25 protein-coding genes and 1 pseudogene are annotated in these 26153 nt (G+C 59.5%); 12 read left to right on the top strand and 14 right to left on the bottom strand.

Annotated features, from left to right (window positions below):
- A partial coding sequence (locus tag BM131_RS12395) for an ATP-binding protein (RefSeq protein WP_175499320.1) occupies positions 1–271 on the top strand: 271 nt, incomplete at its 5' end.
- Positions 272–286: 15 nt separating this feature from the next.
- Here the strand turns inward: BM131_RS12395 and BM131_RS12390 are convergent.
- Together BM131_RS12390 and BM131_RS19970 are read right to left on the bottom strand one after the other, a co-directional pair.
- Entirely contained in the window at positions 287–850 is a 564-nt protein-coding gene (locus BM131_RS12390) for a GAF domain-containing protein (RefSeq protein WP_245754230.1), read from the bottom strand.
- Positions 851–1577: 727 nt separating this feature from the next.
- Positions 1578–1685: pseudogene (locus BM131_RS19970) on the bottom strand (IS5/IS1182 family transposase); the annotation flags it as partial.
- Between the two features lie 261 nt (positions 1686–1946).
- On the opposite strand from BM131_RS19970, the gene BM131_RS12385 reads away from it, so the two are divergent.
- The 3 genes from BM131_RS12385 to BM131_RS12375 all read left to right on the top strand — a co-directional run bounded on the left by BM131_RS12385 (position 1947) and on the right by BM131_RS12375 (position 5279).
- Positions 1947–2261, top strand: coding sequence for a hypothetical protein (locus BM131_RS12385; RefSeq protein ID WP_090189915.1), 315 nt, complete (start codon positions 1947–1949; stop codon positions 2259–2261).
- Positions 2262–2659: 398 nt separating this feature from the next.
- Positions 2660–4369, top strand: a complete 1710-nt coding sequence (locus BM131_RS12380) for an FAD/NAD(P)-binding protein (protein WP_090189912.1) — start codon at positions 2660–2662, stop codon at positions 4367–4369.
- A gap of 253 nt (positions 4370–4622) precedes the next feature.
- Positions 4623–5279, top strand: coding sequence for a DUF2461 family protein (locus BM131_RS12375; protein ID WP_090189910.1), 657 nt, complete (start codon positions 4623–4625; stop codon positions 5277–5279).
- Positions 5280–5306: 27 nt separating this feature from the next.
- Here BM131_RS12375 and BM131_RS12370 read toward each other — a convergent pair whose 3' ends face one another.
- From BM131_RS12370 to BM131_RS12365, 3 genes are read right to left on the bottom strand one after another with little or no spacing between them, the layout of a single operon-like run.
- Entirely contained in the window at positions 5307–5702 is a 396-nt protein-coding gene (locus tag BM131_RS12370; RefSeq protein ID WP_090189909.1) for a group III truncated hemoglobin, read from the bottom strand.
- A gap of 2 nt (positions 5703–5704) precedes the next feature.
- Positions 5705–5860 carry a hypothetical protein gene (locus tag BM131_RS20270; protein WP_175499316.1) on the bottom strand — a complete coding sequence of 52 codons (156 nt, stop codon included), beginning with the start codon at positions 5858–5860 and terminating at the stop codon, positions 5705–5707.
- A 33-nt stretch (positions 5861–5893) separates the two neighbouring features.
- A complete protein-coding gene (locus tag BM131_RS12365) occupies positions 5894–6334 on the bottom strand; it encodes an RrF2 family transcriptional regulator (protein ID WP_090189907.1) in 441 nt (146 codons plus the stop codon).
- A 129-nt stretch (positions 6335–6463) separates the two neighbouring features.
- On the opposite strand from BM131_RS12365, the gene BM131_RS12360 reads away from it, so the two are divergent.
- The gene (locus BM131_RS12360) at positions 6464–6820 is read left to right on the top strand and encodes a globin family protein (protein ID WP_090189906.1); all 357 of its coding nucleotides are present in this window, start codon (positions 6464–6466) and stop codon (positions 6818–6820) included.
- Between the two features lie 206 nt (positions 6821–7026).
- On the opposite strand, the gene BM131_RS12355 is transcribed toward BM131_RS12360, so the two are convergent.
- The 9 genes from BM131_RS12355 to BM131_RS12315 all read right to left on the bottom strand — a co-directional run bounded on the left by BM131_RS12355 (position 7027) and on the right by BM131_RS12315 (position 17723).
- Positions 7027–7617, bottom strand: a complete 591-nt coding sequence (locus tag BM131_RS12355) for a rhodanese-like domain-containing protein (RefSeq protein WP_090189932.1) — start codon at positions 7615–7617, stop codon at positions 7027–7029.
- Between the two features lie 198 nt (positions 7618–7815).
- Positions 7816–10149, bottom strand: a complete 2334-nt coding sequence (locus BM131_RS12350; protein ID WP_090189904.1) for a xanthine dehydrogenase family protein molybdopterin-binding subunit — start codon at positions 10147–10149, stop codon at positions 7816–7818.
- Positions 10146–10616 (bottom strand): (2Fe-2S)-binding protein, encoded by a 471-nt coding sequence (locus tag BM131_RS12345; RefSeq protein ID WP_090189902.1) that lies wholly within the window; start codon positions 10614–10616, stop codon positions 10146–10148. Before BM131_RS12345 ends, BM131_RS12350 begins: the two co-directional genes overlap by 4 nt.
- 454 nt (positions 10617–11070) lie before the next feature.
- Complete coding sequence (locus BM131_RS12340) at positions 11071–12063, bottom strand: ABC transporter ATP-binding protein (RefSeq protein WP_281245333.1); 993 nt, start codon at positions 12061–12063, stop codon at positions 11071–11073.
- Positions 12060–13037 (bottom strand): ABC transporter ATP-binding protein, encoded by a 978-nt coding sequence (locus BM131_RS12335; protein WP_090189900.1) that lies wholly within the window; start codon positions 13035–13037, stop codon positions 12060–12062. The genes BM131_RS12340 and BM131_RS12335 overlap by 4 nt, the downstream gene beginning before the upstream one ends.
- 5 nt (positions 13038–13042) lie before the next feature.
- Complete coding sequence (locus BM131_RS12330; RefSeq protein ID WP_090189897.1) at positions 13043–13948, bottom strand: ABC transporter permease subunit; 906 nt, start codon at positions 13946–13948, stop codon at positions 13043–13045.
- A 1-nt stretch (position 13949) separates the two neighbouring features.
- Positions 13950–14957 (bottom strand): ABC transporter permease subunit, encoded by a 1008-nt coding sequence (locus tag BM131_RS12325; RefSeq protein ID WP_090189894.1) that lies wholly within the window; start codon positions 14955–14957, stop codon positions 13950–13952.
- Positions 14951–16060: a M24 family metallopeptidase gene (locus tag BM131_RS12320; RefSeq protein WP_090189928.1), complete on the bottom strand. Its 1110-nt coding sequence runs from the start codon at positions 16058–16060 to the stop codon at positions 14951–14953. The genes BM131_RS12325 and BM131_RS12320 overlap by 7 nt, the downstream gene beginning before the upstream one ends.
- 73 nt (positions 16061–16133) lie before the next feature.
- Entirely contained in the window at positions 16134–17723 is a 1590-nt protein-coding gene (locus BM131_RS12315) for an ABC transporter substrate-binding protein (protein ID WP_090189892.1), read from the bottom strand.
- 481 nt (positions 17724–18204) lie between these two features.
- Here BM131_RS12315 and BM131_RS12310 point away from each other — a divergent pair, with 481 nt between their 5' ends.
- From BM131_RS12310 to BM131_RS12280, 7 genes are all read left to right on the top strand, one after another.
- On the top strand, positions 18205–19326 hold the full coding sequence (locus BM131_RS12310) for an MHYT domain-containing protein (protein WP_090189890.1): 1122 nt from the start codon (positions 18205–18207) through the stop codon (positions 19324–19326).
- Positions 19327–19459: 133 nt separating this feature from the next.
- Positions 19460–20314: an FAD binding domain-containing protein gene (locus BM131_RS12305; RefSeq protein WP_090189927.1), complete on the top strand. Its 855-nt coding sequence runs from the start codon at positions 19460–19462 to the stop codon at positions 20312–20314.
- A 14-nt stretch (positions 20315–20328) separates the two neighbouring features.
- Positions 20329–20823 carry a (2Fe-2S)-binding protein gene (locus BM131_RS12300; protein WP_090189888.1) on the top strand — a complete coding sequence of 165 codons (495 nt, stop codon included), beginning with the start codon at positions 20329–20331 and terminating at the stop codon, positions 20821–20823.
- Positions 20820–23246: an aerobic carbon-monoxide dehydrogenase large subunit gene (locus tag BM131_RS12295; RefSeq protein ID WP_090189886.1), complete on the top strand. Its 2427-nt coding sequence runs from the start codon at positions 20820–20822 to the stop codon at positions 23244–23246. The genes BM131_RS12300 and BM131_RS12295 overlap by 4 nt, the downstream gene beginning before the upstream one ends.
- Before the next feature lie 54 nt (positions 23247–23300).
- Entirely contained in the window at positions 23301–24176 is an 876-nt protein-coding gene (locus BM131_RS12290; protein WP_090189884.1) for an AAA family ATPase, read from the top strand.
- On the top strand, positions 24173–25360 hold the full coding sequence (locus tag BM131_RS12285; RefSeq protein ID WP_090189882.1) for a vWA domain-containing protein: 1188 nt from the start codon (positions 24173–24175) through the stop codon (positions 25358–25360). The genes BM131_RS12290 and BM131_RS12285 overlap by 4 nt, the downstream gene beginning before the upstream one ends.
- Positions 25357–26142 carry an XdhC family protein gene (locus BM131_RS12280; RefSeq protein ID WP_090189880.1) on the top strand — a complete coding sequence of 262 codons (786 nt, stop codon included), beginning with the start codon at positions 25357–25359 and terminating at the stop codon, positions 26140–26142. The genes BM131_RS12285 and BM131_RS12280 overlap by 4 nt, the downstream gene beginning before the upstream one ends.
- Positions 26143–26153 lie beyond the last annotated feature (11 nt).

The following is a 26153-nucleotide window of genomic DNA, read 5'->3' as shown; positions in this document are numbered from 1 at the left end:
CCTGCCGTTCAGTGCATCAGGCGGCGCGCTGCTCTTCCATCTGCTCAGCAAACTCTACGAGCGCACCAGCGTCGTCATCACCACGAACCTGAGCTTCAGCGAATGGGCCACCGTCTTTGGCGATCCTAAGATGACGACCGCACTCCTCGACCGCCTAACCCACCGTTGCCACATCTTGGAGACCGGAAACGACAGCTTCCGCTTCAAAGCCAGTGCAGCCGTAGCGGCGCAGAAAAAGAGGGAGGACAATCATGCATTGACCAAAGCCTGACACCCGAAACATAACTTAAAGGTGGCTCACTTCTCGATGGAAAACCCGGCTCACTTCCGCGTGGAAATCTACACCCCGACCAATAATATCGGCGAACATCTCCAACATTGCCACTGCACGTGGATGTTTTACATCGCGCGGCTCAGTATCGATAGCACATAGCGTGCCAAAGAAAGTTCCATCACTTCGATAAATTGGGATTGAGGCGTAACTTAAAATTCCGAACTTAGCTGCAATTGGATGGCCACCGTAGACATCATCAGTAGCCGCATCGTTAAACATTACCTTTTGAGATGTATCGCGAACTGACTGGCAAAAAGTCGATTGGATTTCAATTTCGTCACCCGATGACAAACCAAAATTGACTTCATCAACAGTGCGACATGCAACCCAGCGGTCAGCGGTAACGCGCGCGACAGCCGCAAATCGCATATTTGTGGCCAGCATAACAGTTTCAAGAACAGTGCCTATCAAAGCGCTGTTCGCCAGCTTCTCAATATCAGCTTGGAAGTTGTGCGTTCCCTCTAAGTATGCAGCATGGTCTTGTATGACTGCTTGCTGGGCTGCTCTGCCACTCATTCCGGTCTCCTCGCACTTCCGCCACGGCAACAGTATCTTTTGACTTGCATAGAAAAGGTGCTGTCCGCATGCCGATGCCGATAATTTAATGTCCTTTGAGTAAGCAACATACTTTTACGATGCAACTCAACATTGGCGAAAGCCAAACCTTAGCAGGTCGCGGTGGATAGTTTGGCCGCCAATAGCGATAGATACTACGCCAAAAAGGACAGTTTTGTCCGCATTTCGTCCGTTTGTACTGCCCTAAAGTTGCAAGAGGCTGACATTGGCGTTTCGCGCAATATCTTGCGCATTGAGCTCGGTCCCTTCAATCGCTGCGGTCTGCGCGAAGGACTGGTTTGTCATTTGGGTTAGTTATTTAGTTATGATGTAAAGGCCGACGCCATCTAATGTCCACCCAATGAGACCGTGCGCTCTGAGAGTGGTGGTACTTTCTGTGGTATGATTTAAAATAATGATTATTTTATCATTAAAAGTTATATGCTTAGCAATATTAATGTGCGGACTGAGCCTCCGCCAGATTACCATTTTGACTATTTCGCTTGGGTCGCATTTAGGTGGACCCGATGCCTTGTATCGTTGACGTTTCAGGCGATCGTTGACCGCTCTAAACTTCTTTCAATAGCGCTGGCATCCGTGCCTTGTGTGGCTCTAACAGCGGAATGATTTATGACGACGCTGTTGCGCAAATCAGTTGAAGGACGGTTTTCCCCTTTCCCAGACGGATTTATCGCAGGGCTTTCGTGACAGGAATACCAAGAGCGGTGTAGCCGTTCAGGACCGCGATGCGCATCTGAACCTCTGCGACCTGTCGGTCAAAGTCGCGTGTCGTAAGCGCCGGCCGCGGTCACGCTGCTGACCTGCCTCTCTTTCCAAAAGTTTCGGAATCCCAGTTCATCTTGGGATCGCAGCAGATTGTCAGTGAGCCGCGGCGCTTTACTGCCGCGTTTTCGTCAGCCCAGTTCGTCGTCTTATAGGTAGGTGATGTGTTTGCTCATGCGGGCCAGCTACCACGATGGATTCACGACATGAATTAAACCTGTATTTGTGCAACATCGACCCGCAAAGTGGCAAACAGCATTGAGTTAAGAACTTAATGCATGCAGTTCCGGCTACGATCTCGGCCAACTTTGCATCGGGGTCTGTTGATGTTGCGACCGCAAATACCGCAGGGGGCATCACAGAGAACATTTCAGTGACTGGGATGACGATTGCCGGAAACGAATTTAGCGGCGGTAATTTCGCGGTCACCCATAACGGCGCAGTCGTGGATGGAACAAGCTTTGGTACAGGCGCTAACGGCATGTTTTATGGCTACGACACAGGCACCGGCGGTCCTGATGAGGTGGGGGGGGTGTTGTCTCACGCGGGCGCTGACGCAGGCGGTGCGCTGACCATACTCGCAGACTAGAATCGTAGGAATTACAGCCTGCCCGGCACGATCCTGAGCATCTTTTCCGATCAGTCATGCTTGCGCGTGGCGCGTTTGATGTCTTTGACAGATACTCTCGCCACGGCTCTTCGTTGGGTGTCTGATCGTCCACTCATTGGTGCTTTTGATGCCAACTCAACGACAGATATCTGTCGACGATAGGCCGGCTGCAAAACCGGCCCGGCAGAGACTTTTGTTGAAAGTCTTAAAGAGTCTGGGCTGGAAGAAAATCTTGGCGACGCCAAGCGCGAATGGCCACTTTTCGAAAGACGCAAGCAGGGTCAATTCGGGGACAGGACGGTGACTTGTCGCCTTACCTGTGAAACTTACGATCACCTCGGGAACAACGGATCATTTCCCAAGTTTGCATCATACGAATGGCATCACGTCATTTGCTTTCACAGGACTTTCCGATGCTTCTTGATGAACGCATATCAGACCACCCCGCACCGCAATCTGGCGCAAAGGGGCCAGCAACGCATGACAGCATCGCAATAATTGGGGCAGGGCCCACGGGGGTCTATACCCTGATGGAACTGGTAAAGTCGGATACGCCGCTTTTCATCGCAGTCTTTGAGAAGAGCAATATGGCTGGCGTAGGTATGCCCTATTCGCCTGACTATGCGACCTATGACATGCTTGCCAATATTGGCAGCATTGAAATCCCGCCACTGACGGAAACATATCTAGAGTGGCTCCAAAGGCAGCCGGACAGTTTTCTGCGACCGTACGGCGTTGATACGGACACGCTGTCAGAGCGGGGATTTTATCCGAGGCTCCTTTTGGGAATGTTCTTTCGTGACCAGTTTGAACGGATCCTGATGCAAGGTCGAGAGAGGGGGCACAGGATCGTTGTCAGGGAACGTCACGAGGTGATTGACGTTTCGGTCAGCGTTATTGGCGTAGACGTTACGTTTGAACGCTATGATGGTCACCGGGACACCGTGTCCTACGACCGTCTTATCGTCGCCAGCGGCCATGACTGGAGCGCGCCTGATCTTCCTGATGGTGTCGTCCTGCCCAACCCATGGTCGGGATTAATAGATACCGATAGCGTGGGGCCGAAGATTGGTATCATCGGAACATCATTAAGCGGCATTGACGCAGTTGTCGCCGTCGCAGGCCGCATTGGTCGCTTTGTGCGCTCTGATGACGGGTTGTCGTTTGAACTGAATGGCGCTGAAGACGACACGCGTATCACGATGCTGTCTCGTAACGGCCTATTGCCCGAAACAGACTTCTACTGTCCGCTTCCCTATGAGCCACTGGATGTGTTCACTGACGCCGCTATTGCAAGCGCCTGCGCGCTTGGCAGCGCGGGGCTGTTCGACCGGCTGTTTCATCTCTTTATGCAGCAGCTAAATGTCGCGGATCCGACGTTCGCGGCTTCGGACATGATGAACGGTGTTACGGCTGACACCTTTCCGCTCGCGGTCTTTGCTGAGCGTTTGAAATCGGATCCCTTCGTGTGGGCCCGCCGGGATTTGCAGCAGACGCAACGCGATAGTGTCAGCAAGCACACGGTTGCTTGGCGCTACACCATACTGAGGATGCATGAGCCGTTTTCAGACCTATACGCACTTATGACAGACGCGGATCGGGACCGGTTTGATCGGGGATTGCGCCGGGTCTTTGTCGATAACTACGCCGCGGTTCCGCCCCTCTCGATGGAGAGGCTTTTGGCATTGTCGGATGCGGGGATATTGGATGTCAGGGCGTTGGGAGAGGACCCGTATGAGGTTCGGACGCTGGAAGACAACAACCAGCTTGTCGTCATGAATGCGCAAGGCAGACAGGTCTTCGACACCCTCGTTGATGCCAGGGGTCAGCGCGCGATGTCACTGCACGATTTGCCGTTTGCCACACTGCGCGAGCAGGTTGCGACTGTCAGCAACGCCAACAGATCGCAGGATCCGCTTCGTGGTGCGCTTACTGAGGGCTTTGGTTTACGCTTGTTTCAAGGCAAGCCGAGGGTGTTTCTGGCCGCAATCAGTTTCCTGATGTCCAGCAAGCCTTTCGTTCAAGGCCTGCCGGGTAGCCATGAGATCGCAAGCGTTGTGGCCCGCAGCGTACTAGAGGTCGCCTAGGGCTGCCTGTTAGGTTGACGACCACGCAGCTGCTGCAGAAGAATCCACGAAGAAAAGGGCAAACTCAAGCCCGCAAGTCTAGCGCCAACGATTCCGTGCCATGCTGGTGTTGAGCAGAGCGCTTTAACCGATTTCGATGGGTTTCAGGCCTCACGCCAAGGATCCGATGACGGTTTGCCTGACTTGTCTGGTTGGGAGTGCTATACGAACGCAGACACGTCTTAAGGTCAGCCGTGAAACAGGAGGCTGCCAAATGGTAGAACCAGAGACATTTGCGTTCCTTACTGAACTTGCGTTGAACAACCGCAAAGCGTGGTTGGACGACCACCGCACAGAGCGCGACGACGCTTTGCGCAATTTTACTGGTATTGCGATAACGCTGCACGACTATGCTGATCGTTTCGATCATTCCGTTGCGACGACAAGGATCAAGCCAAAGCAAAGCTTCACCAAGTTCTTCCAAGAGCCGCGGGACCGTATCGGACGCGCGATGTATCGTGCGGATGTGGATGTCTTTGCCAATGCCGGTGATCCAGCAGAAGACTTTGGATACTATCTGCATATCGAGCCAGGAAACTGCTACGCCGGTGCCGCCCTTTTCCAGCCGTCCAAGGACGCGTTGGCCAGATTGCGCAATCGCCTTCTTGATGATCCAGCAGGCCTGAAAGACGTGTTAGATGACCCTGAGTTTAGCAAACGTTTTCCAGAAGGATTGGTGACGCGAAAAGCGTTAGATGCCTTGCCAGAAGGTTTTAAGGTGCGCGGTCCCACGGTGCCCTATTTCAAAATGGTTGGTCTGGGGTGCCGCGCTAGCCTGCCGGACACTGACATGCTGGATGATCAGGTGATTGACGAACTGATCGATATCTTTCGCGTCGCTAGTCAACTGGTGCGCTACTTCGACTGGTGAACGTCATTGTTCGCGCGGGATGACGCATCAGCCCAAGTAGGGCACCGGGTCAGCGTCGTCGGTCTGGGGTAGACCAAAGCTCAATCCGCGCCCGATCCGGTGCGCCAGCGCAGACCATGCTTGTGCGAGGTGCTGGGGTAATTCTTCAGCCAGCACCGCGTCGAATATCGACAGCCAAACGGGAAAGTGTTGCGCTTTGACGTCGCCTGCGGCCCGGTGAACTTGCATCGGGTTGCCGTCATAGCATCGTTGCACCAACAGGGCATTGCGCCAAAACCGTCCGATCTTTTCTTCATGGACCGGCCAGTCCGCAACGTGTCCTGCAAAGACAGGCCCAAGGGCTGGATGCGCCCGGACACGTTGATAGAACTGCGCCACGACACGGTCGATTTGTGCCTCGGACACGGGGATGCGCGGTGGCATGGTCACACCACGACGATCCAGACGACGATCAGGCTCGCCACCAGATAGACCAGCGTATTGACCATCCAGCGGATCAGACCAGCCTCGCCTTCAGGATCAACGCCAAGGCGTTCGCAAGCTTTTGTGCCGGGCCACAAGAATATTTCTGACATCGTCATGGTTCACACTCCTTCATGAGTATCGCGTTACGATTAGGTCGTCGGTCTTGTTGCGTGAAAGGCTGGAAATAGCGTCATGAATCCCGTTCCGCTGCGACAAAGCTCGGCCAACGTGTAGCGATCAATGACCGCAAGAAAGGCGTTGGTGGCTTCCTCTAGAACGGGGTTCAGCCCGCACCCCGGCGCGATGATACAATTTGCACAATCGGCCATCGTAAAGTCGTCTTCCATCGTGCGGACAACCTCGCCAACTGTGATGTCAGACGCCGGGCGGGCCAGCTGAATGCCGCCGTTGCGGCCCCGCAGACTTTGCACAAAGCCCAAGCGCCCAAGGTCGTGGACAACCTTGGTTAGGTGATTGTGCGAAATGCCGTAGTCGGCAGATATTTTCGAGATCGCACAGAACTGGTCAGGCTGGGCCGCAAGGTACATCAGGACGCGTAAAGCGTAGTCGGTATAACGCGTTAGCCTCATCGCGTTATGCTGGCATCGAGCGAATACATGTACTTTCCTTGAATGTTCCAGAGCGTCTGTATGTCAGGCCTTATACATGTATTATTTTTACATGTATAGTCTTTTAACACAGCCGAAGAGAGCTTTGAAATGACAGCAGCACTGAGCCAGCGCACCATCGACATCGTGAAGTCGACCGTTCCCGCGTTAGAGGCGCATGGCGGCGCGATCACCCGAAACATGTATGAACGGCTGTTTCGCGATGACGACATCAAGGCGTTATTCAATCAGGCGCATCAGGACGAGACAGCATCGCACCCCAAGGCGCTGGCAGGGCTTCTTGACGGATCAGTTCACGCGATGGCGGATCAAATGTGGCAGACCCTCACCGTATCAAAGCGCAAAGTCTGCCGCACATTGGGTCAGCGCCGCTCAACGCAGCGTTGGGTGCCCTGCTGTTTATCGGACGAAGCGCGGTTGACCGATGACATCACCGCGCTGCCCTAGGAATGCGGACGTTCTGGATGCCGCATGATGACCGGGATGCTGAACAACAGTGGCTGGCATGTAAATCACCTGCCGGGCAGTGGTTAACCCGGCAGACCAAAGGCCGACCATGTATTAACATTCAAACCGGACCACCCGATTGAGCACACCAGAACAGGGCGCGGTGTATCAACGCGCTGAACGCCGACGTTGTCCGTTTTGGGCCGTTACTCGCCCCCAATCACAGTCAGACCAAGCAGGCGCCAAACCTGCATGCCGCCGCGATAATAAGAGATGCGGTCTGCGGGGTATCCGGCGTTGACCATATTGCGGATCGCGGTCGGTGACTGGCCGCACCAGACGCCGTTACAAAATAGCGCGACGGGCTTCGCCTCCGTGCAGTCCCAGCCGTCGAAATCCGGCTCGCATCCTAACTGGCCCAGCTCGTCCACGACGTAGGTATAGGGAATGTTGATCGCGCCAGGAATCGTGCCGCCCTCGAACCAGTCGCGGGTGCGGCTGTCCACGACCACGGCCTTGGGGTCCTGTAACATGTCGATCAGTTCCAGCTCTCCGATTGTGGTCACGCCTTCCGCGGGGCTGTGCGGTTGAATGCAAAACTCGGGACAGGGACGGGAGGTAAGCGCCCATTCGCCGCTCACCTCATTGTTCGTATCTTGGATCCTATCGATCATCACCGGACCGTTCCCTGTTTGCACAGTGACTGAGGGCAGGTCCTTGGTGATGCCCACCACACTTTCCGCCATCGCTGTCCCAGCAACCAGTGTGAGTGCGATTGTCAAAGCAAGGTTGTTCATATCTTCGTCCTCCAGATGCATCCACGTTCTGGGACTTAGCATAGCCGCCAAATGGCGTTTCGTCACCGAAAGCCTAGGGCGGCGCAATTTTCATTGCCGCGGTCTTACTGAAGACACCTATGAGAGCCTTCGAGACAACCGCCCGAACGCACAGCCGATAAATTTAGGGCGCCCGTTTTCACGGACGCCCCATTTTCTTTACGCCTTCAGTGCAGCCAGCACATCATCGGGCCGGATCGGCAGGTGGCGCAGACGCGCGCCGACGGCGTTATAGATCGCGTTTGCAATCGCGGGTGCGATCACCGTGGTGCCGGGCTCGCCCAGACCCACCGGAACTTCGGTACTTTCGACGAAAGCGATTTCCAGCTCTGGCGTGTCGATCAGGCGCAGCGGGGTATAGCCGCCAAGGTTGCGGTCGACGACGTTGCCGTCCTCGATCATGGTGCCTTCGTGCAGCGCCATCGACAGACCCCAAAGCGCCGCGCCTTGGCACTGGGCCAATGCGCCGTCGGGATCGACGACCGTGCCGCAGTCAAACGCCAGCCACATCTTTTCCACCGTCACATAACCGCGTTCGCGGTCCACGTGCAGCTTGACCGCACCGGCGGTCCAGGTCGGCATACCGCGCGACTGGCCAAAGGTTGTCGCGATACCAATCGCCGTATCTGCGGGCAGATCAGCCGTGCCATAGCCCGACATTTCAGCGACGCGGCGCAGCACTTCGGCCTGACGCAATGCGCCGCCAACAGCGTTCGGGGCGGACCCGGCGTTGCTGCCTTCGGCTGTCAGGTGCTGCAAGCGGAACTCCACCGGATCGGTGCCGACCTTATGGGCGGCCTCGTCCATAAAGCTTTCGACCGCAAAGTTGGTCCAGCCCGGTCCGACCGACCGCAACCAGCCGGGACGGAAGGTCGCGTTGGCCAGATCGTTTTCAAGCGCCCGCACCTTGTGCGCGCCGACGTTGTACCAATGGTCCGCGCCGTCGATGGCGAAGGGGTCATAAGGCACATCGTTCACGCCCTTGGGCATAAAGCCTGGTGCCAAAACGCCCGTGGGCCAGCCAGCGGCGGCGTGGTGTTCCATGCCGGTGACAGCGTTGCCTTCGCCAAAGGCCATCCGCAGTTTTTGGATGCTGGGGGACCGGACGCTGTCGAACTGGGCGTCGTCTTCGCGGAAGAACACCAGTTTGACCGGCTTGCCGCCAAGCGCCTTGGACGCCAGCGCCGCAGGTACGGTGTAGTCGCCGTTCAAACGACGGCCAAAACCACCGCCCAGCATGTAGCTGCGCATCACGATCTTATCGGCCGGGGCTTCCAGTGCTTCGGACAGGACGGGCAGGATCAGCGATTGCCACTGGTTGCCCGTGTGGATTTCCCACATGCCTTCGTCGTTCTGGAATACGGTCGCGTTCACCGGCTCCAACTGAAAGTGCAGGACGGTCTGGGTGGAATACTCCGCCTCTAGCACGTCAGCGGCACCTTCGAATGCAGCAGTTGTGTCGGGGTTGTCCGTGGGCAGAATGCTGCCCGCGGTGTCATCCGCGATCAGTGCACGGGACCGGTCGTTGATCTGCGCTTCGTTCACGTTGGCGGTGTCGCCTGCGGCCCATTCGACGGCAATCGCCTCTGACGCCCATTTCGCAGCCATCAGGCTTTCGCCCAAGACCACAACCCAGCCCGGCACGGTGCCAGAGGGGTCTTCTAGCGTCAGCGTCTGCAAGTAGCCTTTGACGTCCTTCGCGCCGCTGTCATCGACAGAGGTGACGGACGAGCCAAGGCGCGTCGGCGGCAGTAGCGGCACGCCGTAGACCATGCCTTCAACTTTGGCATCAAGGCCGTAGATCGCCTTGCCGTTGGTCTTGTTCTCGATGTCCAGCGCGGTGACGTCCTTGCCGACAAGACGCAGTTCTTCGTGCGGCTTCAGGGTCAGCGCCTGCAGCTCTTCTTCGGTAAAGGAACGGTCAAGGCCAGCGGCGACCAGATCGCCGTAGGTGATCGAATTTGTGCCATCGGTCACAACGCCATCGCGCGCGGTGCAGGTCGCCGGATCGACGCCCCACTGGGCGGCTGCTGCCTCGATCAAGGCAGTACGGCCAGCAGCACCCGCTTGGCGGTAAACCGGCCAGCTTTGCCAGATCGACCAGCTACCGCCGGTGACCATCAGGCCCCACTTCTCGTCGGTGTCGACGTGGGTGATGTGGACCTTGTCCCACGACACTTCCAGCTCGTCCGCAAGGATGCGGGCGATGGCGGTGCCGACGTGCTGGCCCATTTCGGCGCGGATGATGTTGACGTTCACTTGGCCGTCAGTGTCGATCCAGTACCACATCGTCGGCTCGAACGTGTCGCCCACGGGCTGCACGGGCAGGCCGTCAGCGGCGACAGGGTTCATCGCGGCGTGGGATGCGCGCGGAAAGCCAAAGGCGACGCCGGTTGCTGTCATCGACACCAGAAAGCCGCGGCGCGTCATGGCAGATGCGGCTGCGGGGGCGGATGCGCCTGTCGTCAGGCGGGACATTAGTTTGTTGCTCATTGGTTTTGCGCTCCGGACATTGCGGTGGCCGCTTCGCGCACGGCTTGGCGGATGCGGGGATAGGTCATGCAGCGGCACAGGTTGCCGGTCATCACGTCGTCAATATCCTGATCCGTTGGGTTCGGGGTGTCCTGCAGCAGGCTGGCGGCCTGCATGATCTGGCCGGACTGGCAGTAACCGCACTGCGGCACGCGCAGATTGCGCCACGCCTCTTGCACGGGGTGGTTGGCATCCGCGTCCAGACCTTCGATCGTCGTGACCTTCAGGCCTGCGATATCGCCGACGGCGGTGATGCACGACCGGGTGGCTTGGCCGTCGATGTGCACGGTGCAGGCACCGCACATGCCGATGCCGCAACCAAACTTGGTGCCGGTCAGGCCGATTTCATCCCGGATCGCCCAAAGCAAAGGCGTCTGCGGGTCAGCATCGACGCTGACCTTCCGTCCATTGATTTCGAATTCTATCATGTCGTGTTCCTTAGATATCTTTGCAAAGTCAGGTTTGGACGGGTCCGGTGCAACCGACCGGGCAGAGCGCTGCACCGCGCCAGAGAGCTTACTGCGTGACATCGGTATCCCTTCGTCCAGACCACCGCCGCGATGGTTGAGGTGGCGGCGTATAAGGGATAACGCCTGCGGGGGGAAAGGGGGGGCGCCGCGTAGTAATTACGCAAGATGCGGGTCAGGCAGTTGCGAATTTCGCTGCGGTTTCGCTGGGCGAATTTAGATTAAGAGCGACGTATAAGTATCTAATAACGTTTGGATATAGTGGAATAACGCCGTGTTGCAAAAAATGCCACTGGGCGCTGTTTTTAACTTCAAGGGTGCAAATTCGCACATATGGTCGTGCGGCGCTGATTGGCGGTTGCGGTGCCAAATCGGCAGCTTGTGTCGCCCGGCACATGCACCGGGCGACACGGCATTAGCCGGCGTTTTCGGGGAAAAAGCAGGCGGCTGAATGCGGGGCGGCGCCCAGTTCTGGCGTCTTGGCGCGGCAGGTGTCCTGCGCCTTCCAGCAGCGCGGGGCAAAGGCGCAGCCGTTCGGCACGGCCAGCGGCGACGGCAACTCGCCCTTCAGCTTGATCCGCCGCTTTTCCGCGCCGGGGTTCGCCTGCGGCGTCGCCGACAGCAAGGCGACGGTGTAGGGATGCTGGGGCGCTGCAAACAACGCGGCCTTCGATCCACGCTCTACCGCGCGGCCCAGATACATCACGATCACCTCGTCTGCGACATGGCGCACGACGCCCAGATCGTGGCTGATGAACAGATAAGCCAGCTGTAGCCGGTCCTGCAGTTCCGTCAGCAGGTTCAGGATCGCGCTTTGGATCGACAGATCCAGCGCCGAGACAGGCTCATCCAACACCAGTACCTTGGGGTCCAGCATCAACGCCCGCGCAATCGCGATCCGCTGCCGTTGCCCGCCAGAGAACATATGCGGATAGCGGTCGAAATGCTCTGGCCGCAGACCGACCAGTTGCAGCATCTCGCGGGCTTTTGCCTCGCGCTCTGCCTTGGTCAGTTTGGTGTTGATGACCAGCGGTTCCATCAGGATGGTGCCGATGCGTTGGCGCGGGTTCAGCGATCCGTAGGGGTCCTGAAACACGATCTGCACCGACTGGCGCAGGTCGGCCCAATCGTCTGGCAATACCGGTTTGCCGTCCAGCGTCAGGGTGCCTTCTGTCGGCTCTTCGATCATGGCGACCATGCGGGCGAGGGTGGACTTACCGCAGCCGCTTTCGCCAACGACCGCCAGCGTTTTGCCCGGCGTCAGTTGGAAATCAAGGCCAGCCACAGCCTTGAGCAGGCGGGGCTTGCGCATAAAGCCGCCGCTGACCTCGTAGTGGCGCTGCAGGGCTGTCGCCTGCATGACGGGGGCTGTCGCAGAGGGCGCTGTCATCACGGGGGCGTCGGTCATGATGCGATCCTGTCGGCTGTGTTCAAAGGATAAAAGCAGCGGGCATGGCCCAAGTCCGTGCCAAGAGGCGGGGGCGGTGTGGCCTTGCACTTTGCATCCGCGAATTTGCAGCGCGGCGAGAACAGGCAGCCTGCGGGGCGGTCGAACTGGCCGGGCACAACACCGGGGATGGTCGGCAGCAGACGCGCCGTGGCACGTTCGGGCAGGGCATCCAGCAAGGCGGCGGTGTAGGGGTGGTGCGGCGTGTTGAACAGATCGGCGACGGGCTGCTCTTCGACCTTTTGGCCAGCGTATTGCACGCTGACCCGTTCAGCCGTTTCGGCCACGACACCCATGTCGTGGGTGATCAGCACGAGGCCCATGCCGGTTTCATCGCGCAGGGACGCCAGCAAATCAAGGATCTGCGCCTGAATGGTCACATCCAGCGCCGTCGTCGGCTCGTCCGCGATCAGCAGCTTGGGTTTGCAGGCGATGGCCATGGCGATCATCACGCGCTGGTTCATGCCGCCGGACAGCTGGTGCGGAAAGGCGGACAGGCGCTTTTCCGGATCGGGAATGCCTACCTGTTCGAACAATTCGACCGCGCGGGCATGGCGTGCTTTGCGGTCCATTTTCAGGTGAAAGCGCAGCGCCTCTTTGATCTGCCAACCGACGGTAAAGCAGGGGTTCAGGGACGACATCGGCTCTTGAAAGATCATCGCAAGGTCTTTGCCGATGATCCGGCGGCGGGCGCGGGGGTCCATGTTCAGCAGGTCTTGGCCGTCAAAGGACACCTCGTCTGCGGTGATCTTGGCGGTCCAAGGCAGCAGGCCCATGACGGCCAACATCGACACGGATTTGCCAGAGCCGCTTTCGCCAACAATGGCGAGGATTTCGCCATTGCCAATATCTTGGTCCACGGAATCCACCGCCCGGAACGCGCCAGAGGCGGTTGCGAATTCGACGGTCAGGTTTCGAATGCGTAGCAATGTCATTGGCCTCAGCTCCGCTTCAGTTTCGGATCAAGGGCGTCGCGCAGACCGTCGCCCATCAGGTTGATGGCCAGCACCGTGACCAGGATCGCAAGACCCGGAAAGGTCACAACCCACCACGCGCGCAGGATGAATTCACGCGCTTCGGCCAGCATGGTGCCCCATTCTGGCGTGGGCGGCTGCGCCCCCATGCCCAGAAAGCCAAGGGCGGCCGCGTCAAGGATCGCAGTCGAAAACGACAGCGCCGCCTGCACGATGATCGGCGCAAGGCAGTTGGGCAGCACGGTGACGAACATCAGCCGCATCAGCCCAGCACCCGCCACGCGGGCAGAGGTGACGTAGTCCTTTTGCCGCTCTGACAACACGCTGGCGCGGGTCAGACGGACGTAGTGCGGCTGTAGCACGATGGCGATGGCGATCATGGCGTTGACCAGCGATGGCCCCAGAATGGCGACCAGCACCAAGGCCAGCAGCAAGGATGGAAAGGCCAGAATGATATCCATAATCCGCATGATGATCGCGTCCAGCCACCGCGGCGCAAAGCCCGCGATCAGACCGATCAGGATACCGCCAGAGGCCGCGACCGTGACAACGACGATGCCCACAAAGAAGGAAAACCGGGCACCCACGATCAGCCGCGACAGCATGTCCCGGCCCAGCGGGTCCGTGCCAAGGATGTATTTATAGCTGCCACCTTCAAGCCAGAACGGCGGCACCAGCGTATCGGCGCGGTATTGCTGCGTGGCGCTATGCGGCGCGATCCACGGGCCAAAGACCGCCAGAATGGCAAAGATGACAAAGATCACCAGACCAATGACGGCCCCGCGATTTTCACGAAAATAGAACCAGAATTCCCGCAGGCGGCCCGGACGGGCGTGGACCATTTCGGCTTCGGCAGAGAGTGCATCATCCATGTCAGCGCTTCCGGATTTTGGGGTTGATGACGCCATACAGCATGTCGACGGTCAGGTTCACGATCATCACCATAACGGCGATCAGCAGCAGGCCGCCTTGCACGACAGGATAATCGCGGCGGAAAATGCTATCGACCATCCACTTGCCGATGCCCGGCCAGCTAAAGATCGTCTCGGTCAGGATCGCGCCCGCCAGCAGGGTGCCAACGGACAGGCCGATCACGGTGATCACGGGGATCATGGCGTTGCGCAGGGCGTGCACGCCGTTGATACGGCCGGGGGACATGCCCTTGGCGCGGGCGGTGCGGATGTAATCCTCGCCCAGCACTTCGAGCATGGCGGACCGTGTCTGCCGCGCGATGACCGCCAGCGGGATGGTGCCCAGCACGATGGTCGGCAGCAGCAAATGCCGCACAGCAGAGGTGAAGGCACCGCTTTGCCCCGATGCGACAGAGTCGATCAGCATAAAGCCGGTGGCGTTGGGAAAGTAATACAGCAGGTCGATCCGGCCCGACACAGGCGTCCAGCCAAGGTTGCCGGAAAACACGATGATCAGCAGCAAGGCCCACCAGAAGATCGGCATCGAATAGCCCACCAGCGCGGTGGACATCAGCGCGCGGTCTAGGAACTTGCCCCGGTTCACGGCAGCAATGATGCCCGCTGGCAGGCCAAGGGCGATGGCAAAGATCATCGCGCAGATCGACAGCTCTAGCGTGGCGGGGAAGAGGGTGAAAAACTCGTCCCAGACCGGGCGTTTTGTGACAAAGGACGTGCCAAGATCACCTTGCAGCACGCCAGTCAGGTAATCCCAAAACTGCATATAGATCGGCTGGTCAAAGCCGTATTGCGTGGCAAGCTCGGCGTAGCGTTCATCGCTCAGGCCGCGTTCGCCGGCCATGACGACGATGGGATCGCCGGGCAGGGCGCGGATAAAGCTGAACGAAATCAGCGTGACGCCGATAAAGGTCGGGATGAAGGTTAGTAGCCGACTGAGCGTATATTTCAGCATTTCAGCACCGTCAGTTCCTTTGTGAAATGGGTCAGGGTCTTGTATCCGTCATCGGTCACCAGCACGTCATCTTCGATGCGCACGCCGAAATTTCCGATCTGATACAGACCCGGCTCGTTGGTATAAACGGTGCCCGCTGGCAGAACCATGGGATTACCGCGCATGATATAGGGGGCCTCGTGGACCTCTCGGCCCAGACCGTGGCCGGTCTTGGTGCGGATGCGGTCGGCGTAGGGCGTGGCTTCAAGCACCGAAATCACCGCGTCGTCGATGTCATGCGCCGAAACGCCCGCGCGGGTGACGGCAAGCCCGGCCAGATTGGCCTGCAGCACGGCGTCATAAACCGCGCGGCCCTCCTCGGTGACGTGATCCAGAAACACGGTACGGGTGATGTCGGCGCAAAAGCCATGCTTGCGCGCGCCAAAGTCGATCAGCAGGGCATCGCCCGCCTTTACATGGTAATCGCTGCGCGCCTTGGCGTGGGGACGGGCCGATCCGTCGCCAGCGGCCACAATCGGGGCAAAGGACAGATCGTCGGCCCCTTCGGCAAAGAGCATCTGCACCAGCGTCTGCTCTATCTGCTTTTCGGTCTGGCCAAGGCGCACAGAGTCGAGCGTGCGGGTCAGCGCACGTTCAGAGATATCAATCGCCTCTTGCAGGGCGGCAAGGTCGGCGGGGGTCTTGATCATGCGCAGGGCGGAAATCTCGCGCTCTGCGTCGGTGATCGTCAAATCAGGTTGGGCGCGCAGCAGGGCGTGATGCACAAAGACGCGCATGACCTGACCCTCTACAGCGAGCGAGCGGATGTTCAGATGTTGCGTCAGCGCGGCAAAGGCGGCGTCATAGCCGTCCTGATCGCGCCAATCGAACACGGCCCCATCAAAGCCGACCAGATCCCAACTGCCCAGTTCCAGGTTCGGCACCAGCGCTGCGGCAGGGCCACTGGCGGGGATGACCAGTAGGAAAGGACGCTCATGGCTCATAAAGGCATGGTCCACCGCGCGGGTGAAATTCGGTCCCGGCACCAGCGCTATGGCATCGACCCCCAATTGGGCGGCGACGGCGGCATAGGCGGCGAGGCGGTCAGCAAGGGTTGCGGCCATGGGCAGGCTCCACATCATAAAATAGGGAAGGGGCGGCATACCAGATGCCGCCCCCTTGGTTTACGCGAAACGCTTACTCGGACAGGCCGACAGCGTTAAAGATGTGACCACCCAGCGGGTGCACGACATAGCCGTCCACTTCGGGGCGCATGGTCATGTAGACGACGGAATGGGCGATGGTGGCCCAAGGTGCCTGGTCCTTAAAGATGGCCTGCGCCTCTTCATACAGCGCCGAACGCTCTTCTTGCGTCGGCAGGACTTTGGCCTTCTGGATCAGCGCGTCGAACTCTTCGTTGCACCAGTTGGCGCGGTTAGAGTTGCCAACGCCGTCGCAGCCCAGCAGCACAGCCAAGAAGTTGTCGGGATCACCGTTGTCACCGGTCCAACCCAGCAGCACGGCACCGTCACGGTCAGCAGCTTTGGACCGCTCCAGGTACTCGCCCCACTCGTAGGATACGATTTCCACGTTCACGCCGATCTTGGACATGTCGTCCTGCATCAGCTCTGCCATGCGGCGGGCGTTGGGGTTGTAGGGGCGCTGCACGGGCATCGCCCAGATCTTCATCGACAGATCGGACACGCCTTCGGCTTCCAGCATCGCCTTGGCGGCTTCTGGATCGTACTGGTCGTCCTCGATCGCGTCGTTGTAGGACCACATGGTTGGCGGGATCGGGTTCTTGGCGATTTCGCCAGAGCCTTGGAACACGACGTCGATGATCGACTGCTTGTCGATCGCCATGTTCAGCGCCTTGCGCACGTTGGCGTTGTCAAAGGGGGCGACGTTGGTGTTGTAGGCCAGATAGCCCACGTTCAGGCCTTCTTGTTCCATCACGACGACGTCGTCTGCGTCCTTCATGGACTGCACGTCAGCCGGGTTAGGATATGCCATGACGTGGCATTCGCCCGCCTGCACCTTTTGGTAGCGCACCGATGCGTCCGGCGTGATCGCAAAGATCAGGCTTTCGACGCGGGCCTTGTCACCGAAATAGTCGTCGTTGCGCAAATAGCGGATGACGGCGTCTTTCTGGTAGGCTTGGAACGTGAACGGGCCAGTGCCGATGGGCGCTTGGTTCACCATTTCAGGCGTGCCGGCTTCCATCATCGCGTCAGAGTATTCCTTGGACACGATCGACGCGAAATCCATCGCCATGTTGGCGATAAAGGGCGCTTCTGGGCGGGTCAGGTTGAACTTGACGGTATAGTCGTCGACCTTTTCGATGCTGCCGACCAGATCGGGCATCGACATAGAGCTGTAGTATTCCCACGTGCCGCCGGAATAGCTGTTGTATGGGTTTTCAGGGTTGCCCTGACGGTCGAACGAAAAGATCACGTCGTCCGCGTTGAAATCGCGGGTCGGGGTGAACTGGTCGTTGGAATGAAACTTCACGCCCTGACGCAGGTTGAACGTCACGGTCATGCCGTCCTCGGACACGTCCCAGCTTTCGGCCAGACCGGGCAGAACCTCTGTGGTGCCGACTTTGAATTCGGTCAGGTGGTCATAGATCGGGTGGCTGGACGCGTCGAAAGTCGTGCCAGACGTGTAAAGCGCCGGGTCAAAACCTTCGGGCGATCCTTCGGAACAATAGACCAGCGACTGGGCCTGCGCGGCCACGCCAAACGTGGTCAGCAGCAAGCCTGCGGCAACGGAAATTTTCAATGACATTAGTGTCTCCTCACTGTTGTTGATCGTTTTTTATGCAGCCAGCAAACCAAGGCCCGGGGCAGTCCGTTGATATGGGCCGGCCCGCCGTAGCAGGGGCCAAACAACCGGAATTCCCAAGCGCCGTTGCCTTTGCGTCAATCAAAGGTTTGGCTGACCAAACCCCAGTTTCAGCGCCGGTCCTGCAGCCGATGGTGGCTTGGTGCAGTGGCTTAGCTGAAATTGTGTGCGTTCACAGGCGCGAGAGCAAGCTGAAAAAACACGGCCGTCGTGATCATTGCGATAAGGCAAGAAAGTTGCACATCAGGTGTGTTTTGCGATCATTTCAGCGGCAACGCGGCGGCGTTTTGTATGATCGTATCGCGCATGATTTGGCCCGGCCTAAGCTGACCCTAGGTTGTATCGGCCCGTAGCGACAAAGCGCAGCGCCTGCCGTGGGCGCCAGCGCGTTGATTTGTCGCAAGATTGGTGCCATCAAGCGCGGATGGAATTTCTGGACGTTGGTCAAAATAGCTGGCTTGTCGCAGCCTCTGTGGTGATCGCCCTAGCGGCGGGTTTCACTGGGCTAACGCTATCAAAGGATCTTTCAAAACAAGGCGTTGCGCAGCGTAAGCGGTCTGTTGCTGCCTCTGCCATCGCGCTGGGCGGCGGCATCTGGTCGATGCATTTTGTAGCCATGCTGGGCATGCAGATGCCGATTTTGTTCTATTATGACGCGGCGGTGACGCTGGCCTCGGCCTTGCTGGCGATTCTGATCGTTGGCACGGCGCTGCTGCTATTGCACTTTCGCGACCGTACCCCGGTGACGGTGTCCGCTGCGGGTGCCTTGGTGGGCTGCGGTATTCTGGCGATGCATTACCTTGGCATGGCTGGGCTGCAACTGTGCAAGCCGGTTTATACACCGCTGGGGGTGGCGATGTCGGCGGTATCGGCCATCGGGCTGTGCATCGGCGCGTTCTGGGTGGCCTACGGCAAGCGCACCAATCGCAGCATCTTGCTGGGGACCCTGTGCTTTGCCTTGGCGGTCTGTGCGGTGCATTTCATCGCGACAGCCAATACGCAGTTCGTCGCCGTACAGACGCTGGACGAATTCGGCCCGGTCATGAGCAATGAAACCCTGGCGCTGGGCGTCATCGTATCAAGCTTTGTGATATTCGGCGGGTTCTTGTGGATGGGCGTGACGTTCTTTGTGCCGCCTGCATCTGTGTCAGCGCCCGTCACGGCACCTGCCGCTATGGCACCTGCACCTGCACCTGCGCCCATCGCCGCGCCGCGCCCTTTGCATATCCCTTGCGAACGGCACGGCGTCACTCACATGATTGACCCCGTCCAAGTCGCCTTTGTCCGGGCCGAGGGGCACTACACCAAAGTCTATACCAACGACGCCCAGCACTTTTGCGCGTGGCCGATCACAGAGGCCGTTAAGCGCCTGTCAGACGCGGGTTTTATCAAGACGCATCGTAGCTATTTGGTGAACCCTGCGCAGGTCAAAGGTTTCGAGCGGACGAAGGATCAAGGCCTGTGCCGCTTTGCCGATGGGCACTTGCCAGCGGTCCCCGTCAGCCGGTCACACCTGAAGGCTGTGCGCGACACGCTGGGCGTATAGCGCATCGCCATTCGTGCGCCAAACGGCGCCATTCGTGCAAAACACCCTGCGTTTCATTGAATTTCACAAGCATTGCCCCCGGCCAAAGGCCAGCCTGACCGCAGAAGACTTTGCGGATTTGGGAGGAGATGCAATGATACCAGCGGCGTTTGAATACTATAGGCCGACCAGCATGGAGGGCGTTTTGGCCCTACTGCAAGAGCATGGCGACGAAGCTCGCGTGCTGGCGGGTGGCCACAGCCTGATCCCGATGATGAAGCTGCGGATGGCGGACGTGCCGCACCTGATCGACCTGCAAGGCATCGCTGGCCTGAGCGGGATCACCATTGACGGCGGCACCATCCGCATCGGCACAATGACCACGCAGCATGACATCATCGGCGACGCGGCCCTGACCGCCGCCGCCCCGATCATGGCAGAGGCTGCTTTGCAGATCGCAGACCCGCAGGTCCGTTATATGGGCACCGTCGGCGGTAATGTGGCGAACGGCGATCCGGGCAACGATATGCCGGGCCTGATGCAGTGCCTTGATGCGCATTTCCACCTGATTGGCCCAGAGGGCGAACGTACTGTCGCGGCGCGCGACTTTTACGATTCCGCCTATATGACGGCCCGCGAAGACGACGAAGTGCTGACCGCGATCACCTTTGCCGTGCCCGTTGGCGGCCATGCTTATGAAAAGCAAAAGCGCAAAATCGGCGACTACGCCACCGCCGCTGCTGCGGTGCAGATCAGCAAGGAGGGCGGCAAAGTCGCCGCTGCGTCCATCGCGATGACGAACCTGAGCGATACACCCGTGTGGTCCGAGGCTGCTGGCGCAGCGCTGGTCGGCACCGACTGCGGTGCGGACGCGATCAAGGCCGCCGTCGCTGCGATGCTGGCTGATATTGACCCCACCGAAGACAACCGCGGCCCCGTCGCATTCAAGCGCCACGTCGCTGGCATCGTCCTTGGCCGCGCCATCGCCCGCGCCTGGTCCCGGGCGTAAGGAGGAACACACCCATGTCAAACAAGATGCACGTCAAACTGAACGTGAACGGCACAGACCACGAGTTTCTGGCCGAACCACGCGAATTGCTGATCTACGCCCTGCGTGAAAAGCTGAACATCACCGGCCCGCACGTCGGCTGCGAAACGTCCCATTGCGGCGCCTGCACCGTCACGCTGAACGGCAAATCCGTGAAATCCTGCACCATGTTCGTGGCGCAAGCTAATGGCGCGGAAATCACCACCATCGAAGGTCTGGGCAGCCCGGACGCGCTGCATGTGCTACAGGAAAACTTTAAGGAACATCACGGGCTTCAGTGCGGCTTTTGCACGCCGGGGATGATTACCCGCGCCGCCAAGTTGCTAGAGGAAAACCCGAACCCGACCGAAGAAGAGGTCCGCTTTGGCATCGCTGGCAACATCTGCCGATGCACGGGCTACCAGAACATCGTGAAATCCATTCTGTCCGCAGCCTCGGAACTGAATTCAGCTAAGGAGGCGGCACAATGAAGGACGAAGTCACACGCGAGGACCGGGTCGCTGGCCTAAAAGGTCTGGGCTGTTCGCGCAAGCGCGTCGAGGATGCCCGCTTTACCCAAGGCAAGGGTAACTATGTCGACGACATCAAGCTGCCCGGCATGCTGCACGGCGATTTCGTACGCTCGCCCTATGCCCATGCGCGGATCAAATCGATCAACATCGACGCCGCGATGGCGCTGCCCGGTGTCACGGCGGTTCTGACCGCCAAGGATCTGGAACCGCTGGGCCTGCACTGGATGCCGACGCTGGCAGGTGACAAGCAGATGGTGCTGGCCGATGGCAAAGTGCTGTTCCAAGGGCAAGAGGTCGCCTTTGTCGTCGCCGCTGACCGCTACATCGCGGCGGACGCGGTAGAGCTGGTCGAGGTCGAGTACGAAGAGCTTGAAGTCATCGTCAACCCGTTCAAATCGCTGCAATCTGATGTGGTTCTGCGCGAGGATCTGATCGCTCCAGACGGCTCTATCCCCAACGGAGCCCATGGCCCGCGCAAGCATCCCAACCATATCTTCACATGGGAAGCCGGAGAGTTAGAGGCCACCAATCAGGTGATCGACAACGCCGAAGTCGTCGCCGAAGCCGAGATGTATTACCACCGCACCCACCCGTGCCCGCTGGAAACCTGCGGCTCTGTTGCGTCGATGGACAAGGTCAACGGCAAGCTGACGCTGTGGGGCACATTCCAAGCGCCGCACGTTGTGCGCACCGTCGCCTCGCTTTTGTCGGGCATCGAGGAGCACAATATCCGCGTCGTGTCCCCCGACATCGGTGGCGGTTTTGGCAATAAGGTCGGCGTTTATCCGGGCTATGTCTGTTCCATCGTCGCATCCATCGTCACCGGCGTGCCCGTGAAGTGGGTCGAGGACCGGATGGAAAACCTGATGTCCACCGCCTTTGCCCGCGACTATTGGATGAAGGGCAAGATCAGCGCCACGAAAGAGGGTAAGATCACAGGCCTGCACTGCCACGTCACCGCAGACCACGGCGCATTTGACGCCTGCGCCGATCCGACCAAGTTCCCGGCCGGTTTCATGAACATCTGCACCGGGTCGTATGACATCCCCGTCGCCTATCTGGGCGTTGATGGCGTCTACACCAACAAGGCACCGGGCGGCGTGTCGTATCGCTGTTCCTTCCGCGTGACCGAGGCTGTGTATTTCATCGAACGGATGATCGAAGTCTTGGCGATCGAGCTGAACATGGATCCGGCAGAACTGCGGTCGATTAACTTCATCAAGAAAGAGCAGTTCCCCTATACCGCGGCGCTGGGCTGGGAATACGACTCCGGCGATTACCAAACCGCGTGGGACAAGGCGCTGCTGGCCGTCGACTACAAAGGTCTGCGTGCGGAGCAGGCAGAACGGGTCGCAGCGTTCAAACGCGGCGAGACGCGCAAGATCATGGGGATTGGCCTGTCGTTCTTTACCGAAATCGTCGGTGCAGGTCCGGTCAAGAACTGCGATATCCTTGGCATGGGCATGTTTGACAGCTGCGAAATTCGCATCCACCCGACAGGCTCTGCCACGGCGCGGCTTGGCACGATCTCTCAGGGGCAGGGGCATGCGACGACATTTGCGCAGATCCTTGCGTCCGAAATCGGTCTGCCTGCCGATAGCATCACGATCGAGGAAGGCGACACCGACACCGCGCCTTACGGTCTGGGCACTTATGGCTCTCGCTCTACCCCAGTTGCGGGTGCGGCGGCGGCGATGGCTGGGCGCAAAATCCGCGCCAAGGCGCAGATGATCGCGGCCTATCTGCTGGAAGTTCACGACGACGACGTGGAATTCGACGTGGACCGCTTCGCCGTCAAAGGCGCGCCAGAGCGGTTCAAGACGATGAAGGAAATCGCCTATGCGTCCTATCATCAGGCCATTCCGGGGCTAGAGCCGGGTCTAGAGGCGGTCAGCTATTACGATCCGCCCAACATGACCTATCCCTTTGGCGCTTATGTCTGCGTCATGGATATCGACGTCGATACCGGTGTGCCGGAAATCCGCCGCTTTTACGCGCTGGACGACTGCGGCACACGGATCAACCCGATGGTGATCGAAGGCCAAATCCACGGCGGCCTGACCGAAGCCCTTGCCGTCGCACTGGGGCAAGAGATTGCCTATGACGACATCGGCAACGTCAAGACCGGTACGCTGATGGACTTCTTCCTGCCAACCGCGTGGGAAGTGCCCAACTACGAAACCGACTTTACCGTCACCCCCAGCCCGCATCACCCGATCGGCGCAAAGGGTGTGGGCGAAAGCCCGCATGTCGGCGGCGTGCCGTGCTTTTCCAACGCGGTGCAGGATGCGTTCCGCCCGTTCGGTAACCGTCACACCAACATGCCGCATGACCACTGGCGGATTTGGCAGACAGCCGCGAACCTTGGCATGCACGACTAAATGACCCATCGCGGGCTGCAGACCCTGCAGCCCGCACCTTGGGGAGGGGATCCAATGACCTTTAAGACGTTACAAACGGCCATGGCCGAACAGGGGTATATTGCCTCTGGCGATCTGGCGATGGCGCTGCATCTGTCGCTGCAGCTGGGGCGGCCTTTGCTGCTGGAAGGGGCCGCAGGCGTCGGCAAGACCGAAGTCGCCCGTGTGCTGGCCGCCGTGCAGGACACGCAGTTGATCCGGCTGCAATGCTACGAAGGCTTGGACGCGGCGCAGGCAATCTATGAATGGAACTACCAGCGCCAACTGCTTGCGATCCGTGCGGCATCCGAGGATGGAGAGACGGGGCGGCAGGTTGAGGCGCGCATCTTTTCCGACGAATTTCTGCTGGAACGGCCCTTGCTTAAGGCGATACGCCAGACCAAAGCGCCTGTACTGCTGATCGACGAAATCGACCGCGCGGATGAGGAATTCGAGGCTTATCTGCTGGAAATCCTGTCGGAGTTCCAAATCACCATCCCAGAAATGGGCACGATCACCGCGACGACCCGCCCCATGGTGATCCTGACCGCCAACGGCACCCGCGACCTCAGCGATGCACTGCGCCGCCGGTGCCTTTACGCCCATGTCCCATACCCCGATCTGGAAACAGAGCTGTCCATTCTGGTCACGCGCTATCCCGAAATCACTGACCGCCTGTGCGCCCAGATTGTCGGCTTCGTGCAATCCTTGCGCAAACAAGAGCTGGAAAAGAAGCCCGGCATTGCCGAAATGCTCGACTTCGCCGCCGCCCTGATGGGGCTTGGCGTCGCGGACCTGACCGATGATCCTGCGATCTTGCAGGCGTCACTGGCGACCTTGCTGAAAACGCAGATGGACCGGGACGCGATCCCAACCGAAATCGCCCAGCGTCTGGCCGGGAAAGCGGCATGACCCTTGTGACCAAATTCGCCGCCCGCGATCCGGGGCCAGCTGCGCGCATGACCGGCTTTGCCCGGCACCTGCGCGATCACGGCCTGCGCCTTGGCGTCGGAGAGACGGCATTAGCGATAGAGGCGCTGTGCCACGTCAATGCCGCCAACCCAAGCGAGGCGCGGCGTGCCCTGAAATCCGTCTTTACCGGATGTACCGAAGAAGCCGCCCAGTTCGACGGGCTGTTCGACAGCTATTGGATGAACGGCGGGCGGGTGAAAACCCGCATCACACCCACCGCGCCAAACGCCCCGAACGAGCACGCCCATTCAACCCGCGAGGCGAACGCGGCGGGCGATCCCAGCGATGGCGCTGGCGATATCAGCGCGCCGGACGGCGGGACAGGAGAGGCGGACGCGAACGGCGAGGGCAAGCTGGTCGCCACCGACATCGCGAACCTATTCAAAAAAGACCTGCGCGACATCGTACGCCCTGACGACATCGCAGAGGCTGAAAAGATCGCGCTGCGCCTTGGCGCGGCGATGCGCGATCGCAAATCCCGCCGCCGGGTTGCGGCGCGCAAAGGCGATCAGATCCATTTTCGCAAAGCGATCCGGCAAAGCTTAGCGACGGGGGGCGAACCCTTTGCCTTACCGCGCCGCCACCGCCCGGACCGGACACTGCGCGTCACCGCGATCTGCGATGTGTCCGGGTCCATGACGGTCTATTCGCGCATCTTTCTGGCTTTTCTGGCAGGTCTGATGCGCGCTGATCCCCGCGCCGACGCCTATTTGTTTCACACCAAACTGGTCCGCATTACCGAAGCGCTACGCGACAAGGACGCCCTGCGCGCCCTTGCGCGGCTGTCGCTGCTGGCGGACGGCTTTGCGGGCGGGTCCAAGATTGGCGATAGCCTGAACACCTTTGCGGGCACATATGGCCGCCGCTTTGTCGATAACCGCACCGTCGTGATGATCCTGTCCGACGGCTATGACACCGCCGCGCCGGACGGTATTTCGGACGCGCTTGCGCGGCTGAAAAAGCGCGGCTGCAAGATTATCTGGCTGAACCCGCTGAAAGGCTGGGACGGTTACGCCCCCACCGCGCGCGCCATGGCGCAGGCTTTACCGCATCTTGACCTGTTTTGCGCGGCCAACACGCTGGGCGATCTGGCCGCCCTTGAACCTGAATTGGCTCGGCTATGACACCCAAACAGATCATGGAACACGGGCTGCAGGACGGCACAGACGTCTTTGCCATCGCCACCATCGTGCGCACGGCTGGCACCACCGCCGCCAAACCCGGCGCCAAGGCGCTGCTGCGCGGTGACGGCACCATTATCGACGGCTGGCTGGGGGGTGGCTGCGTGAAAGGCGCGATCAAGGCCGCGACCCTGCGCGCCTATGCCACCGGGCAGCCGCAACTGATTTCTGTCGCCCCGGAAGAGGACCTTGCCCGCCAAGGCGTGCATGCCGGTGATGACAAGGACGGCGTCCGCTTTGCCCGCAACGGCTGCCCGTCAAAGGGCACCATCGACATCTTTATCGAACCGCATCTGCCAGAGCCTGAATTGTGGGTCATCGGCGCATCCCCGGTGGCGCTGAAACTGACCGCCCTCGCACCGCATTTCGGCTGGACCGTGACAGAGGCCGCGAGCGATGCGCCCCTGCCAGACCGCGCACCGGGCCGCGCCCGCTATGTCGTGATTGCCACGCAGGGGCAGGGGGATTTGGCCGCGCTGACCGCCGTTCTGACCAGCGGCGCGGACTACGTAGCCTTTGTCGGCAGCGGCAAAAAGTACGCCACGCTGTCGGCGAAGTTGGCCGCGCAGGACATCCCAGCGGGTCAAATCGCCGCCGTGCACGCACCTGCGGGCCTGAACATTGGGGCCGTCACGCCAGCAGAAATCGCCCTGTCGATCCTTGCGCAGATGACCGAAGTCAAACGCCAGATTTCAACGCAGGCCGCTCAAAGCGCCGCATCCTAATGACCCCCGCC

Origin of the sequence: Loktanella salsilacus (assembly GCF_900114485.1) — a bacterium.
Taxonomy (GTDB): domain Bacteria; phylum Pseudomonadota; class Alphaproteobacteria; order Rhodobacterales; family Rhodobacteraceae; genus Loktanella; species Loktanella salsilacus.
The sequence above is the reverse complement of the archived record's forward strand: the minus strand, read 5'-3'. Positions and strand labels throughout refer to the sequence as shown.